The organism is Mesoplasma syrphidae (assembly GCF_002843565.1).
Taxonomy (GTDB): domain Bacteria; phylum Bacillota_I; class Bacilli_A; order Mycoplasmatales; family Mycoplasmataceae; genus Tullyiplasma; species Tullyiplasma syrphidae.
Map to the genome: position 1 here is coordinate 208448 of NZ_CP025257.1, position 17024 is coordinate 225471.

At 29.6% G+C, this 17024-nt stretch carries 11 protein-coding genes; 10 read left to right on the forward strand and 1 reads right to left on the reverse strand.

Annotated elements, in window-relative coordinates:
- Positions 1-250: 250 nt before the first annotated feature.
- A complete protein-coding gene (gene rpsD, locus CXP39_RS00915; protein WP_027048471.1) occupies positions 251-874 on the reverse strand; it encodes a 30S ribosomal protein S4 in 624 nt (207 codons plus the stop codon).
- A gap of 330 nt (positions 875-1204) precedes the next feature.
- On the opposite strand from rpsD, the gene CXP39_RS00920 reads away from it, so the two are divergent.
- From CXP39_RS00920 to CXP39_RS00965, 10 genes are all read left to right on the forward strand, one after another.
- Positions 1205-2980: a hypothetical protein gene (locus CXP39_RS00920; protein ID WP_027048472.1), complete on the forward strand. Its 1776-nt coding sequence runs from the start codon at positions 1205-1207 to the stop codon at positions 2978-2980.
- A 3-nt stretch (positions 2981-2983) separates the two neighbouring features.
- On the forward strand, positions 2984-4192 hold the full coding sequence (thiI, locus tag CXP39_RS00925) for a tRNA uracil 4-sulfurtransferase ThiI (protein ID WP_027048473.1): 1209 nt from the start codon (positions 2984-2986) through the stop codon (positions 4190-4192).
- 44 nt (positions 4193-4236) lie between these two features.
- Positions 4237-7200 carry a DNA polymerase III subunit alpha gene (dnaE, locus tag CXP39_RS00930; protein ID WP_027048474.1) on the forward strand — a complete coding sequence of 988 codons (2964 nt, stop codon included), beginning with the start codon at positions 4237-4239 and terminating at the stop codon, positions 7198-7200.
- Between the two features lie 9 nt (positions 7201-7209).
- Positions 7210-9930, forward strand: a complete 2721-nt coding sequence (gene polA, locus CXP39_RS00935; RefSeq protein WP_036256480.1) for a DNA polymerase I — start codon at positions 7210-7212, stop codon at positions 9928-9930.
- Positions 9931-9938: 8 nt separating this feature from the next.
- Positions 9939-10775: a DNA-formamidopyrimidine glycosylase gene (gene mutM / locus CXP39_RS00940; RefSeq protein ID WP_027048476.1), complete on the forward strand. Its 837-nt coding sequence runs from the start codon at positions 9939-9941 to the stop codon at positions 10773-10775.
- 209 nt (positions 10776-10984) lie between these two features.
- On the forward strand, positions 10985-12262 hold the full coding sequence (locus CXP39_RS00945) for a DnaD domain protein (protein WP_027048477.1): 1278 nt from the start codon (positions 10985-10987) through the stop codon (positions 12260-12262).
- 10 nt (positions 12263-12272) lie between these two features.
- Positions 12273-13193: an ATP-binding protein gene (locus tag CXP39_RS00950; RefSeq protein WP_036256482.1), complete on the forward strand. Its 921-nt coding sequence runs from the start codon at positions 12273-12275 to the stop codon at positions 13191-13193.
- A gap of 84 nt (positions 13194-13277) precedes the next feature.
- Positions 13278-14291 (forward strand): type I glyceraldehyde-3-phosphate dehydrogenase, encoded by a 1014-nt coding sequence (gene gap, locus CXP39_RS00955; protein ID WP_027048479.1) that lies wholly within the window; start codon positions 13278-13280, stop codon positions 14289-14291.
- Between the two features lie 168 nt (positions 14292-14459).
- Positions 14460-15668: a phosphoglycerate kinase gene (locus CXP39_RS00960; protein WP_027048480.1), complete on the forward strand. Its 1209-nt coding sequence runs from the start codon at positions 14460-14462 to the stop codon at positions 15666-15668.
- 139 nt (positions 15669-15807) lie between these two features.
- Positions 15808-16512: a hypothetical protein gene (locus tag CXP39_RS00965; protein ID WP_027048481.1), complete on the forward strand. Its 705-nt coding sequence runs from the start codon at positions 15808-15810 to the stop codon at positions 16510-16512.
- Positions 16513-17024 lie beyond the last annotated feature (512 nt).

Below are 17024 nucleotides of genomic sequence, written 5' to 3' on the forward strand. Positions count from 1 at the left end.
GTAAGAAGTTAAATATGCCCTTATTTATTTAGCTTCTTGACCATAAAAATCAATATCTGACTAATTTTAAAAATATTAGATCGTTCTTTTTACACTTCATACAATGTGTATGATACATATTTATTCAACTTTCAAAAACAAATTTTCTCTCAATCTTATTTTTGAAAGCAATTTAAAAATAGAATGTGATTCTATTAACTGTTCAAAATAAAAAAAACCGCAGAATTTGCGGTTTTTTTATCTTGTTTAATTACTTGATTAAACGATTGTATCATTCAACTATTAATGCTTCGTTGATTTCGTTGTTTAATTCTTGACGTTCTGGTAAACGAACAAATTCACCTTTTAAGTTATTTTTATCAACTTTCACAAATTCAACTGTTGATTCATTATTTTGTAATGCTTCAGCAATTTTATCGTTTTTTCTCATTGATTCTTTAACTTCTAAGATGTCTCCAGGTTTTAGTTGGTAAGAAGGAATATCAACTTTTTTACCATTTACTAAAATGTGACCATGGTTAACTAATTGACGAGCCCCTTGTCTTGTCATTGCAAATCCAAGACGATAAGTAATATTATCCAATCTTGATTCTAACAATACCAAGAAGTTTGTCCCAACAATTCCTTGAATTTTTTTAGCCTTTGCAAAAGTATTTCTGAATTGTCTTTCAGTCAGCCCATACATGAATTTAACTTTTTGTTTTTCTTGTAATTGAGTTCCGTAACCAGATAATTTAGTTTTGGCTTTATCTTTTCCATGTTGACCAGGAGTAGTTACTCTTTTTTTACCTTTGCTGAATTCTTTACCATTTTCAAGAATTGAAAAACCATATCTACGAGATTTTTTGAATGTTGATCCAGTATATCTAGACATATTCATTTCTCCTATATATTTTTTTCAGCGTTAATTAAAAATATAATGAATAGATTCTATTCTAACCAGTCTACTTATTCGCTCTTACTGCAAAGAGTTACTTTGGTATAAACTTAGTAGACAGCTTTTAGAATATATCTATATGCAGAACATCTTATAAATAACTATATTATTATATCTTATTTTATTAAGTGTGCAACCTAGAATCTATTTTTTTAAATTGACAAACCAGTTCAAAAAGATGTAAGAAGGTTTCGGGTTTTAAAGTTCTATTCAAAATAACCAATTACTAATTTGGTATAATTTATGTGATGGAAAAGGTGAAGTGACGTGATTTTTAAACAACTATTGGCATGAAATATACAAAATGAGTTATCCTTATCTAATAAAATAGGCATAATAGTTTTTTTTGTTGCTCTTTTAGCCTTGGCAATTATATTTGGGTTGTTGCTACTTTATCGATCAATTCTCAATCATGCTTATGAAGCTGAAAAAACGCTTCAAAAAATTACTAAAGTTCCGGTTTATTCTCGTATTCGCCGCTTTGATGTTATTTTAGAAGTAAATCCAGAGAATAAGGAATTAAAGCAATTTTTAGATATTTGAAGTGCAAATTATTTTGCTGAGGTGTTTGATCGTCTAAGAGTGCCTTCCAAAAATTTAGAACTGTTTTTTAAAAATCCTCAAAATCGTCGTCCTTATATTTCCAATCTTTTAAAAATTCGTCAAACTCGCCGTCAAATTTCTGACATTTTTATGGCGGTGATGCAAATATATAATGAAACTGAAAAATTGATAACCTTTGAGAAAAATGATCGAGATGCACGAATTTTAACACGAATAGAATTTAATAAAATTGTTGACAGCGCGAATGTAATTCTAAAAAAAACAGATGGTAAAATGAGTCATGCTATCTTAATAAACAAGATCAAACGTTTGGAGCAGGTTAATGGAATTGTTGAGAAGAAAATTGGAGATGGCCAATTGACAAGTGCTCGTCGAATTCAGGCTTTGATGATTGAAGAACTTATTGTACTTTTAAAGGTTATGGACTTAAACAAACGAGCAGAAGAAGAAATTGAGAAAGTTTTTTCAACACGTATTAGCGAAATTAAAAGGGATTTGGATCGCTATATTTTGAGCAACGAGGATTTTAATAAAGCTCAAAAAATGTTTGCAGATTTTGTTGAAAAGTTTGAAGCTCAAAAAAAGAGTTTTTATGATTCAATGTTTCTTTTAAATTATAAGGATGCAATGATAAAATATAATACGTTAGTAGAAATAGTAAAAACTTTTGAGATAAAACTAGAAGTTGAACGCAGCATGAAAGTATTCATTAAACACAATTATGATGAAATAAAATATCTATTTGGGCAATTTTTTATTGATTATAAAAAGCTTGAAGAGGTCATTGAATATAACCGTAGATTAAATAATGATGTTGATAGCATTAGAGTTAATTATGAATCCATGAATCACAGTGTTGAATTATTTAATGATAGTGTTTTAGTATTTTTTCAAAATATTGATGCTAAAAAAGAAAATAGCGAAAGTTTGGAACAAGAAAAACTTAGCGATAGATTAGCTGAATTGCTCAAAACTCTTCAAATATATTATGCTCGCATTTATGACTTATCGCTTAAATTACAAAGTACTAAAAGCATAGATGAAAAATTGGGAGCAAAAATTCATGATATACGTAAGGTTTTATCTACAACTGAAGTTATTATGGCTAAAAATACCCAGTTGACTGAGCTAAGCAAATACTCTAAAGAAATTAATGAAATTTATAAAAACATTAATTCAACTGAAACTGATCAAAATGTTCGAATACTTTTAACTGAACCAGAAAACTTTAAGCGTGCTATAAAATCTTTGGATGGTTGTCTAGAACAAGCTATTCGAATTAAAGAAGAAATTTTTAATGTCATTTTATTGGAACAAATTAGTCAAAAGGCAATTGTTTACTTAAGTTTGGCAAACGTTAATGATTCATTAAAAGATGAGCAGATTGCTAATATTATGGAACTTTACAACAAGCGAGATTTTAAGCATGCTATTAATATTACAATCGAGTTATTAAATCAGCAAATAGACAGGAATTAACGAATGAAAAATATTCTTATAAGATATGGAGAGTTGACTTTAAAAGGTAACAATCGCAGTCACTTTATTGCTAAGCTAATTCAAAATATCAAATTTAAATTAAAACCTTTTAAAGAAAATGTTGTATATATCAAGGATAACAATTCTTTGACTTTAGAAGTAGCAGACGAGTATGTTGAAGAAGTCGTAAAAGAGTTACAAACTGTATTTGGAATTTACTCACTATCAATTGTTGAAAAATCAGCTTTGAATTTTGAAGAAATTACTCAAGCAGTTTTAAAAATAGCACGTAACTCATTAAAAAAGCGTTTTAAACTTGAAGTCACTAGAAAAGATAAAACATTCCCAATGTCAAGTACTGAGATTAAACAAAAATTGGCTCCAATAGTACTACGTGATATTGGTGATCTAATTGTTGATGTCCATAATCCAGATTTAAAAATTGAAATTGTTATTAAAAAAGGGCATGTTGATATTTTTGATACTAGAGTAGAAGCCTTAAAAGGCTTACCAGTCGGAGTATCAGGAAAAGGACTTTCGTTGTTGAGCGGAGGAATAGATTCACCTGTAGCATCTTTTTTAACTATGAAGCGTGGAATGCAAGTTGATTTCATTCATTTTATGACACCTCCACATACATCTCCAGAAGCTTTAGAAAAAGTCTTTAAATTAGCTGAAAAAACGGCTCGTTTTAATCATCAGCAATTTAAATTATATGTTTGTGATTTTGCAATGTTGCTTCAAGAGCTGCAACATATGCCTGATGAAAGTTATAAAATAACTATCATGCGTAGAATGTTTATGCGAATTGCAAATCAAGTAGCACATAAAATTAATGCTAAAGCTTTAGTTACAGGAGAATCATTAGGTCAGGTGGCTTCACAAACAATTGATAGTATTAATGTAATCAACTCGACTAGTGAATTAACAATCTTGCGACCTGTTTTGACATACGATAAAGAGGAAATTATTGCAATTTCAAAGTTTATTGACACTTATGAAACTTCAATCTTGCCATTTGATGATGTTTGTTCGATGTTTGTTCCAAAACAACCAGTTACAAAACCAAAGCATTGAGTTGCTGAACAGCAAGAACAAGCAATTATGTGAGAAGAAATTCTTAAATATACAGTTGAAAATTTAGTTGACATTTATGTTTTCAAAGATAAAAAATTTATTAAAGAGGAAAAAGACAAATTAGGAATAAAATAAAAATAGCGGGCAACCGTTATTTTATAATTTAGTAAAGGAGTCAAATGAGATATTCACCGCAGTTTAATATTCGCAGCGCATATAATTTTCAGCAATCATTCATAAAAATTGATGATTACATTTCGTTTGCTCAGACTCATAATTTTGAATATTTGTTTTATTCTGAATTGAGAACAATGTTTGGAGTGGCTGAATTTATTAAAAAAGCAAGAGCAGCAAATCTTAAGCCAATTATTGGATTATCAATTGACATAAACGAAAGCATCATTAACTTGTATCCTAAAACACGTCAAGGGTATCAACAAATTAACCGGATTTCTGCTAATTTAAATGATGGCAAAAATTATAATAATGATGAAATTGTAAATATGATTTTTGAAAATCTTAATTTGGAGATCATTGTAGTTTCCAACTTATCCAATGAAATTAATTTAAAACTATCAAGTAGAATTTTATCTGATGATTTTTACGATGTTAAAAAACTCAAGTTATTCTTTAATGAAATTAATTATTTTGACATTGGAGATGAAGATGATTATTATGCTTTAGTGGCTTTAAAAAATAACTTGTTGATTAATGAAGTTCCGCTTCTGCAACCAACTAATTATTGAGATGATTCAGAGATTTCTCAACAGTATTCTTTAAGTAAGACTTCTCAAGTAGCACAAGAGATTTATCAAAAAGTGAAATTCGAGTTATTTGATAATAGTGAACTTCACTTAATTGCTTTCAAAGCTCCGCAAAATATTCCATCAGATAAATACTTGGAAAAAATATGTTTTTCGTCGTTAGAGAATTACTTTAAATTTGTTAAACGTAAGGAAATCCCCAATACCTATACTGAGCGTTTAAATTATGAATTAAAAATTATTTTTAGCATGGGTTTTGAAAATTATTTTTTGGTAGTTTGAGATTACGTAAAATATGCTAAAGAAAGAAATATTTTAGTTGGCCCAGGCCGCGGAAGTGCTGCAGGTTCATTAGTAGCATTTCTACTACAAATTACTCAAGTTGACCCGATAGCATATAACTTACTATTTGAACGTTTTTTAAATCCAGAGAGAATAACAATGCCGGATATTGATATTGATTTTCAAGATGACCGTCGAGAAGAAGTAATTGAATATTTATTTGAAAAATATGGTTTATACAATGTTGCTACCATTACTACATATCAATCAATCGGAGTTAAATCGGCAATTCGTGATGTTGCTAGGGTTCATGGACTGGATTTAAATATTGTTAACACTATTACTAAACAAATTCCATCAATTTTTTTAAATGACCTTGATGGAGCAATTAAAAGTAATACTAAATTGAAACAGTATTTTGATGAGTATACCCATATTTTTAAGACAGTCAAAAAGCTAATTGGATTGCCACGTCAAACTGGAACTCATGCGGCTGGAGTAATTCTTGTAGATAATGATTTACGAGATTATGTGCCGATTAAAGTCGGCTACAATGGAATTTATCAAACTCAATTTGATATGAATCATTTAGAAGAACTTGGATTAATTAAAATGGATTTACTGGGATTACGTAACCTAACAACATTGCAAGAAATTCGTTATGCAATTTATCGAAATCGCAAACAAAATGTTATTTTTGCAAAAATTCCGTTGAATGATAAGCAAACATTTGCAATGTTGGCACAGGGAAACACGTCAGGAATTTTTCAGCTTGAGTCACCAGGAATGACAAAGGTTATTAAAAATATGCAAGTGGCCAATATTGAAGATATTTCTGCGGCTTCAGCTTTATTTAGGCCTGGACCTCAAGAGATGATTCCTGAATATATTAAACGCAAAAACTCAAGCAATAAAAATTATTTAATTGATTCGAGCTTAGGTGATATATTAAATTCAACTTATGGAATTATTGTTTATCAGGAGCAAGTTATTCAAATTCTTCAACGTGTTGCTAATTTTTCATTGGGAAAAGCTGATATTGTTCGTCGAGCAATGGGAAAAAAGAATCATCAATACATGCTTTCAGTAAAAACAGAATTTTTACAAGGAGCAGTTGCAAATAAGTACACTATTGAAAAAGCTGAAGAAATATGGAATTGAATTGATCGTTTTGCAGCTTATGGATTTAACAAATCTCATTCAATTGCTTATTCATATATTAGTTATTGATTGGCCTATTTTAAAACTCATTATACAGAAGAGTTTTATTGCTCATTACTCAATGGAGTGATTGGAAACGCTGAAAAAACTTCACAGTACTTAAAAGAAATTGCTCAATATGGAGTACAAGTTAGACTGCCAAGTGTTAAAAATGTTAATTATAGCTATGTTGGTAAGAGTAAACAAATTTTCATGCCGTTAATTTTAATTAAGGGAATTGGCAAAGATTTTATTAAAAGAATTCGTCTATTATTTGAAGAAGATCATTCGGCATTTGATTCAATCTTTTCATTTGTTACACGAATGATTAATAATGGTTTGAATAAAACTAATTATTTAGTGTTGGCAAAAGCTGGAGCATTTGATATTTTTGGTTACAATCGTCAAACTTTAATTGATAATATGGAATTAATTATTGCGTTTGCAGAATTTAATTACGGTGTTAAAAAGTTAGATCCGTTAACCTACCCTTTGCTAGAAGAAACAGAAATTCAAAATGAAATTATTTCTGAATATGAAAAAGAAATTTATGGGTTTTATTTAACATCTCATCCAATAACAAAAATTAAAATTGATAATGCCGGTTTAAAACCAACAGATATTAATAAGGCAAAGTCATTCAAAGGATATAGTAATGTTATTGGATATGTTGCAATGATAAGAACTAAAAAAGATAAAAATAATCAGGAAATGGCATTTTTAAATTTAATTGATGATACTGATGAAATTGACATTACAATCTTTGCAGGAACATACCAAAAAATTAAATATGACTTACAAGCTGGAATAATTTTGGGATTGGAAATTCAAACTGAGGAATATCAAGGTAAAATTAGTGGTAAGTTGAATCGAATTATTAAAGTAATAAAAAAGTAGGAGAATATGATGGCAAATAAAAAGATATTATTAGTAGATGGAAATTCCTTAATCTTTCGAGCTTATTTTGCAGGTGCATATCGTGGAACGATATTGACAACATCAACAGGAATCCCAACAAATGCAGTCTTTTCATTTGCTAATATGATTACAAGCTTATTATCTAATCGCGAATATTATGATGTTAAGGTTGCTTTTGACAAAGGCAAAAAGACTTTCAGACATGAAATGTTAAAAGATTATAAAGCTGGAAGGTCACAAACTCCAGATGAACTTGTGCAACAATTTCCAATTGTTCGTGAATTTTTGGATGCTGCAAATATCTCATGATATGAATTAGACAATATCGAAGCAGATGATATTATTGGTTCGCTAACAAAAACAATTGAAAATGAGATTGAAGATTGTGATGTTGAAATTTTGACAAGTGATAAAGACATGTTTCAGCTTATATCAGATAAGACAGTTGTTCTAATTCCAGTATCAGGAACCAGTGATTTAAAAACATTCGGGAAAGCGGAATTGTTTGAAAAATGGGCTTGCACTCCAGAACAAGTTGTTGATTTAAAAGGTTTAATGGGAGATGCATCTGATAACTTAAAGGGAGTTGCCGGAATTGGAGAAAAAACAGCAATTAAATTATTAACTGAGTATGGTTCAATCGAAAAGATATATAAAAATTTAGATAGTATTAAAGGGGCAGTTAAAATTAAACTAGAAGCTGACAAGGACTCGGCGTTTTTATGTAAAAAAATTGCGACGATTGCCACTAATACACATGTTGATAATTTAGAATTTCGAAAACTTAATTTGTCAATTAACTCGTTAGTAGAATTTTTGCGAAAATACGAAATGTTTTCAGTTACAAAACGCTTGAGCAATCGAGCAGAGCAAATTAATAATGAAGAAAAGCATGAGTATCAAATTTTGAGTTCTTGAAGCAATGAGTATGCCTGTGAGGAAAATTCAATTTATGTTGAATCACTAGAAGAAAACTATCATCGTGGCCAAATTATTGGTATTGCCATTAGCAACCAAAAAGGAAACTTTTTTATCAATTTTAGTAATATTGCTAGGCAATTGAGTATTTTTGATCACAATGAACCTGAGAAAAACTTTGATGTCGCATTAGATACTTTTTTGAAAAATCTTTCTTACAAAAAATCAACATATGACATTAAGCGTACTGTGACTTTACTAAAAATGGCGGGTTATAATGTTTCTTATGATGCTTTTGATTATGATATGATGGTTGCTAGCTATGCACTAAATGCGAATGTTAAGTCCTTATTTGTTGATCATTTGAGATTGGTTTCTCCAGAATTAAATATTACTGAAGACGAATATATCTATGGTAAAGGAGCTAAGCGTACTGGCGAAATTGATTTAGATTCTAAGGCAATGTTCATTACTAAAAAGGCTTTATACATAAAAATGACTAAACCTGATGTCTATGAAAAACTGAAAGAAACTAATCAAATTGATCTTTATGAAAAGATAGATTTACCTTTTGTCAAAGTATTGTATACAACTGAACAAAATGGAATTTTAATTGACAGACAGGAATTAAAAGCACAAACTTTAAATATTTTAAACAAAGTTAATGAGTTGGAGTTGCATATGCGCGACATTCTGGGTGACCAAATAAATGACAGTTTTAACTTTGCATCACCCAAGCAAATTCAAGAACTTTTATTTGAAAAATTAGGACTACCCAATCTTGCAAAAGGAAGTACCGGAAAGGAAACTTTAGAAAAGCTTCGTACTGAACATGCAGTTGTTAATTTGTTGCTAGAGCATCGTAAATATTCAAAACTATATTCGACATATTTGCGTGGATTTGAAAAATTTATTTTTGATGATGGTAAGGTTCACACGATTTTTAATCAAACATTGACAAATACAGGAAGATTAAGCAGTTCAGAACCAAATATTCAAAATATTTCGATACATGACCCAGCTCAAAAAGAGGTTCGCAAAATTTTTGTAACTGAAGATGACACTTTGTTTTATAGTTTTGATTATTCACAAATAGAATTGCGTGTTCTTGCTCAAATGGGAAATGAAAAAACTTTAATTGATATTTTCAATAATCAGCGAGATGTTCACTCTGAAGCTGCCAGAATGATTTATAAATTAAAAGATAATGAAAAAGTTAGTCCAGAAATGCGTCGAGTAGCGAAGGTCTTTAATTTTGGAATTATTTATGGATTAAGTGATTTCGGTTTATCAAATGATTTAAATATTTCAATTCCAGAAGCCAAAAATTTCATTACTGCTTATTACGAAGCATTTCCAGAAATTGCAACTTTCAAGTCAAAAGAAATTGAGTTTGCAAAGGCAAATGGTTTTGCTTTAACATTAGCTAATCGTAAACGTAAGATTGATGAATTAAAATCAACGAATTATCAGTTGCGTCAGTTTGGAGAAAGAGTCGCAGTTAATATGCCAATTCAGGGTACGGCAGCAGACATTTTGAAAGTAGCAATGATTAATATTTATAACGAGCTAAACAAGGCACAATTATCAAGCAAAATTGTAGCTCAAATTCATGATGAAATTATTTTTGAAATAAAAAATAATGAGTCACAAAAAGCTGTGGAAATCATTATTTCAGAAATGGAAATTGCGATGCAAAAAATGTTTGAAATATTAAATTTGAACAACGAAATCAAGGTTAGTTTAAGCGTTACTCAAGCATCAGGTGAAAACTGATTTAAACTTAAATAGGAGGAACTATGCCAGAATTACCAGAAGTCACAACAGTTGCCAAAATTTTAAATCGCGAAATTAAAAATCTTACAATTACCGATAGTATGATTTTTTATACTAAGTTATTAAAAAATGTTGATATAACTACATTTAAGGCAGCTGTCAAAAATCAAAAAATTGTAGAAGTTACTAATTATGCTAAGTATATTGCTATTAAATTAGAGGATTGGGTTTTAATTTCTCACTTGCGCATGGAAGGAAAATGAATGATTGAAGAAGCTAATTCATATAGCTATGATCAAAAACATTTGGAAGCTCAATTAGCTTTAAGTAATGGAAAATTTGCGCGCTACTACGATACGCGAAAATTTGGAACATTAGAACTATACTCCGTAGATACTTACAAAAATAGCCCTTCTTTAGTCAAATTGGGGCCTATTCCGGGTCAACTTGGGGCTACTTCAGAATATTTATACTCGAAGACAAAGCGCAGTCGCAAAGCAATAAAAACACTTTTATTAGATCAGACAGTTGTTGCCGGTTTAGGGAACATTTATGTAAATGAGGTTTTATTTGCAACAAAAATGTCTCCTGAGGAGCCAGCTAACAATTTGACTCTACAAGATTGTAAAAATTTAATGAAGGCCTCGAAAGAAATTTTGTCAAAAGCTATTGAACTTGGTGGAACAACAATTCATACCTTTAAATCTAGTGTTGAGGTTGAAGGAAATTATCAAGAACATTTGAAAGTTCATCTTCGTGCTGGTCATCCATGTTTCAACTGTGGGTTTAAAATTGCTAAAAATTTTGTTAATGGCAGAGGAACTTATTATTGCCCCAAATGTCAAATTTTAAAAAAATAAATAGGCTCACACTTATGAGTGAGTTTATTTTTTATTATTAGCATTTTTTTTGGTTAAAAGCATCAAAGTGGAAAAGTGGAAAAGCCCCGTAAACTCAATGGGTTAAAGGGTTAGTAAAAAAACTAAAAAAATATTCAAAGAAACTTTTCAATTTATCAACATTTTAGATAAAAAAAATAATAATATCAATCTATATTGGAGGTAATAAAATGATTTTTGTAGATAAAAAATATACGATCAATATTACCGAGCGAATTGATGAGTTTGACCGCACAATTCTTTTAAATTTATATCAACCAATAATAGGAAGTTCTGCTACAGGATTATATTTAACCTTAATTCAAGAATTTGAGTTGCTCCAAAAAATCAATTCAATGCCGTTTACAATCGAACGCCTATTTAATTTGACGTCAACAACTGAAAAGCAATTTGAACGAAATCTTAAAAAATTGGAAGCTTTAAAATTAGTTAAAACTCTAATCGCAAAAACAACAGGGAATTGTAAGTTTAATATTTTAGCTCCGCTATCACCAAAAGATTTTTTTGCTAATGAAGTATTTAATAAAACGCTGAACAAAAAATTGGGTGAAGAAAATTATGAGGCAGCAAAGTTTATTTTCAAGGAGCGTTCTTCTAAACGCAATGACGAAGAGTTTGAAGAAGTATCAGTCGATTTTGCTGATATCTTTGAAGATGAGTTTAATACAATTGCTAATACAATTGCTAATACAACATTATTTACATCTCCAATTTCTAAGTCTAAAAATGTCAAGTTGTGTAAAAAACTACTAAACTTAGATAAAGTAGCAGAATTAATTTATCAAGAAAATATTGTAATGGATTTTGAAGATGAGTATATTTCTAATTTGCTAAGTACAGCTTTAGCGATACGTTCTTTCAATGAAACAGAAATAGCCGAAATGATCATTGCAAGCTATAGTTTTGAAAACCGTGAAATTAATGAAAAGATTTTTGAGATTGAAGTTCTAAAAGCTTTAAAAGCTTCAAAAAACCTGCGAAATATTACTTTGGGACTATCATCAGCAGAAATAAAAAAAGCTGAAGAAATGAGTTTTTATGATTGTGAAACCTATTATGAAATGTTAACAAATTCTCTTCCAAATTCAATAATTAAAAATGGAATTAGGGATATAATAAGTAAGTACAAATCAACAAGGGGAGTAGTTAATTGTTTAATGGAATTTTCATTTTTAAAAAATGAAGGTAAAGTTATTGTTAATTACATTTCCAAAATTGCAGAGACACTTTACCAAGAAAATTTAAATACGGCCCACCAAGTAATGGCGTTTCTAAAGGGAGCTAATAAAGGCGCAAAACGTACCAAAAAGTCTGAAATAGTTGTAAAAAGCACTAGTTTCCAAAGTTCAAAAGTAACTGATATGGAATTTGAAACGTTTGATTTTAAGCAATATGAAAATGATGAACTGACTGATAATGATATTTTAGTAATTGCCAATAATATGTAAAGGAGTAACCATGAATAATGAAATAACAGTTTTTAAAAAAAATACAGTTATTCAAGAATTGATTTCGTTGCACCAGATAAGCGATCAAATGTTGGTGGTAAATGAACCCATCTTAGATGAATTTGTTAGTGTTTTTATTCAATGCGAACCAGGTCCATTAAAGAAATGCCGTCAAACAACAAAAGGATATGCAAAAACTTTGGAATTCACAAATGGTCGATTTTATATCAAACTTAAAAAATGCGCTCATTGATTAACAGAGAATAAGAATTATGAAATGAAGCAACATTTTATTTATCTTGATTATGATTTGGATGGCTTTGATTTCACAATTCCAGAATATTTGCTGGATGTGGAAAAAAATGCTGATCTATTTACTAAAGATGAAATTGAAAAACGCAAAATTTTTTTAAAAGATGCATTGACCCGCTTGCAAAAAGGATATTCAAAAGGATTGTACCTATATGGGGAACCAGGTATTGGAAAAACAACATTAATAAAAGTTCTTGCCAATCACGCGGCATTTAAAAATTATAGTGTTTCATTTGCAAATGTTGGAAACCTTATTAATTCAGAAAAAAACTCCTGATCCGAAAGTAATAAAAAAACTAAAAACAATCAATTTATTTCAAAATTTAAAAGAACTGATATTTTATTTTTAGATGATATTGGAGGAGAGTCAGTTTCCAACTGATGAAGAGATGATTTTTTATTTACAATTTTAAATTATCGTATGGAACATAAAAAAATCACTTTCTTTACTTCAAATTTTTCAATGGAAGAATTAAAAGAAAATTATGTCATTAAAGGTGATAATTCAGCTGTTGAAAAAACTAAGCAAAATCGTTTTATGGAGCGAATTCGAACTTTAGCAGTTAGTTTTGAATTGAAGGGTAATAACCATAGAAGAGCTTCTGAAAAGACACAATAACTAAGGGGGTATTTATTTAAATATTTCCTTTTTTTCAAAAAAAGCATATAATTAACTTATATATAAGAGAGGGAAAAACACAAAATGGCAAAAAAAATTGCAATTAACGGATTCGGAAGAATCGGTCGTCTTACATTTAGACAATTATTTGATAAAGGTGTTGAAATTGTTGCTATTAACGATTTAACAGATACAAAAACTTTAGCATACTTATTAGAATTTGATTCAGCTCAAGGAAAATTCCATGAAGGACAAATTATTGCTAAAGAGGGAGCTATTGTTATTAATGGTAAAGAAGTAAAAGTTTTCGCAGAAAGAGATGCTAGTGCATTACCTTGAGGAAAACTAGGAATTGATTTAGTTATTGAATCAACTGGATTCTATACATCAAAAGAAAAAGCATCAGCACACATTACTGCAGGAGCTAAAAAAGTTGTTATTTCAGCACCAGCTACTGGAGAAATGAAAACTGTTGTTTACGGAGTTAACCATAAAGAATTAACTGCTGATGATGTAATTATTTCAGGAGCATCATGTACAACTAACTGTTTAGCACCAATGGCTAAAATTCTAGATGAAAACTTTGGAATTGAAAAAGGATTAATGACTACAGTTCATGCTGTAACAAATGATCAAAAATTATTAGATTTACCACACGCTGACTTACGTCGTGGACGTGCAGCAGCATGAAACATTATTCCATCAACTACAGGAGCAGCAGTAGCAGTTTCTTTAGTATTACCTCAATTAAAAGGAAAATTAGATGGTTTAGCATTACGTGTTCCTACAATTACAGGATCAATCACTGATTTAACAGTTGAATTCAATAAAGAAGTTTCAGTTGAATTAATTAACTCAACAATGAAAAAAGCTATTGAATCTGATGCTGATTTAAAATTAGCTATTAAATACTGTGATCAACCAATCGTTTCAGGTGATACAATCGGTTCATCATTTGGATCAATCTTTGATGCTACTTTAACAAAAGTTACTACAGTTAATGGAAAACAAATGGCTAAAGTATTCTCATGATATGACAATGAAAGTTCATATGTTTCTCAATTAGTTAGAACAACTATGTACTTCATGGGATTATAATTTTAATTTCATAATTTAATAAAATTAACAGCTACGGCTGTTTTTTTATTATTCAAATAAGTATTTAAGATAGAAAGTTTCTTAATTTGAATTAAAGTTGTTTAGTAAAAAAGGTACAAATGAGTTAAAATTATAAAGAATGATATTTTTAAAAAAGAAGGAGAAAGTATGAATTATAATCAAAAGAAAACTTTAAATGACATTAAAGTTAATGGTAAAACTGTTTTGGTGCGTGTTGATTTTAACGTGCCATTAAAAGATGGTGTAATTACTGATGACAACCGTATTCAAGCGGCATTACCAACAATTAAACACTTAGTTAAAAACGGGGCTAAAATTGTATTATTTTCCCATTTATCAAGAATTAAAAGTGAAGAAGATAAAGCTACTAAATCTTTAGCACCAGTGGCAAAAAGATTGGCAGAAGTTTTAGAGCAAACTGTTAAATTTGTGCCTCAAACAAGAGGGATTGAATTAGAAACAGCTATCAAGAGTTTGCAGGCGGGAGAAGTCTTATTATTTGAGAATACTCGTTTTGAAGATGTTAAAGATGGTGAAGTTGTTAAGGCTGAATCCAAAAATGCGCCAGAGTTGGGAAAATATTGAGCATCATTGGGAGATGTTTTCGTAAATGACGCATTTGGAACTGCTCATCGTGCACATGCATCAAATGTAGGAATTTCAGAAAATATTGAAGAATCAGCATTGGGATTTTTGGTTCAATCCGAAATTGAAATGTTGGGCAAAGGAATTGATACTCCTGAACGTCCATTTGTAGCGATTTTGGGTGGAGCAAAAGTTTCTGATAAAATCGGAGTTATTGATCACTTATTAACTAAAGTTGACAAAATTTTAGTTGGTGGTGGAATGACTTATACATTTATGAAAGCGTTAGGTCACGAAATTGGATCTTCTTTATTAGAAGAAGATAAAGTAGAATTAGCTAAGACATACTTGGAGAAAGCAAATGGAAAAATTATTTTACCAGTTGATTCAGCTTGTGCATCAACATTTGCTGATGTTGAGCCAACATTTTGTGGTTTAGATGTTCCTGCAGGTTTGATGGGGCTAGATATTGGGCCAAAAACTATTGAGTTGTTTCAAAAGGAATTAGCTGGAGCAAAAACAGTTGTTTGAAATGGACCAATGGGAGTTTCAGAATTTGAAAACTTTAAAGCTGGAACAGTTGCTGTTTGTGAATCAGCTGCTAAATTGGAAAATGCCTTTACATTAATTGGTGGTGGAGATTCTGCTGCTGCTGCGATTAAATTAGGATTTAGAGATGATTTTTCATGAATTTCAACTGGTGGAGGAGCATCACTACAATATATGGAAGGTAAAGCTTTACCAGGAATTGAAGCAATATCTAATAAGTAATTAATTATTAGAACAAAAAATGAATTTCAAATGAAATTCATTTTTTTAATTATATTAATACAATATTACTAAAGATTGGTTAGGGGTTTAAGCTGATTCCATAATCTTGTATAATTAATTATTGAATGGAGTGAGTAAAATGTTTAATGGCAAACTTAAGGCTGAGGATGGAGCTATTGTTATTATTTTAATAATCTTTATATCCTTACTAATTTTACTAATGATAGTTGGCAAATTGATAATTTTTGTTTTTGGTAAAATATCAAAATCGGCATTATCAGGCGAAGAAGTTTTAAAGCGTTTAAAGCAATCACGTGGGCAGGATAAGTTAACGATACAAATAACTAAGCTTAATTTTTTAACTGCTTTGTTTAGATATAAGCGTCGAACTGATACCCTACAAGTATCACAAGCTAATTTCAAACAGGCAAACCTAAAAGGAATCTTTGAAATCCTCAATGCCTTTGATCAAATGGAAGAATACAAAATTAATAGCAAAGAAAGTTCTTGACAACTAAAGGGGCTTGTTGGACTATTTGGTCTGGGGATAGCGACATTAATTGCTGTAGTTTTAATTATAATTTTTGTACCTCATGAAAACAATCCTAATAAAGTGAATACAGCAATTCCGTTTGGATGAGCATTTGCTCTAGAAGTTTTGTCAGTCTTTGGTTGAATGATTTCTGTCTTAGTATTTTTATGATGAATGAATATTATTCAAAATAAAAAAACCAATTTATTAGAGCTCGCAAAACCAATTTTAACAAAAACCGAGTACATTAAATTTAGAAAATTATTGTCTATTTGATTGTGTATTCCAATGTCTTCGAGAATTTTAATTTAAATACTTTATTAGCGTATTTATCGAGTATTACAAATAAAAAAAATAAATAAATGTCAAGACAAAATTAATATAAGTTGTTAGATGTTACAGGAGCCGAATACTAGTATCCTTTAAAAGAAGAAACTATCAATAATATTATATGCCCGTGAATGCCATCAAACAAAAGACAAATTACGACCTCTTTAAGATAACATTAATTAATTTATATGTCTTCAATTAAAATTATTCAAGAGTCCTGAAATATTTAAATTAGTTGATACTTCCATATTTTATTTTTGCTTTCAAATCATCCTTTGCAAAATAAATTTTTTTTTACCATTTCCTGTAAAAAAAATAGCAAAATTTAGTATAATTTAAAAATAAATATTTATGAAATAAATTATATAGAAAGAATATATCAAAATGAAAGTAATTGCCCGAATTTGAAATTTTTTTATTCTGTTTGTAATTTGTGTTTTTTATGTTGCAAAGTATATAGTTTTTTCAATTTATTGAGTTGGCGCAAATTTTTT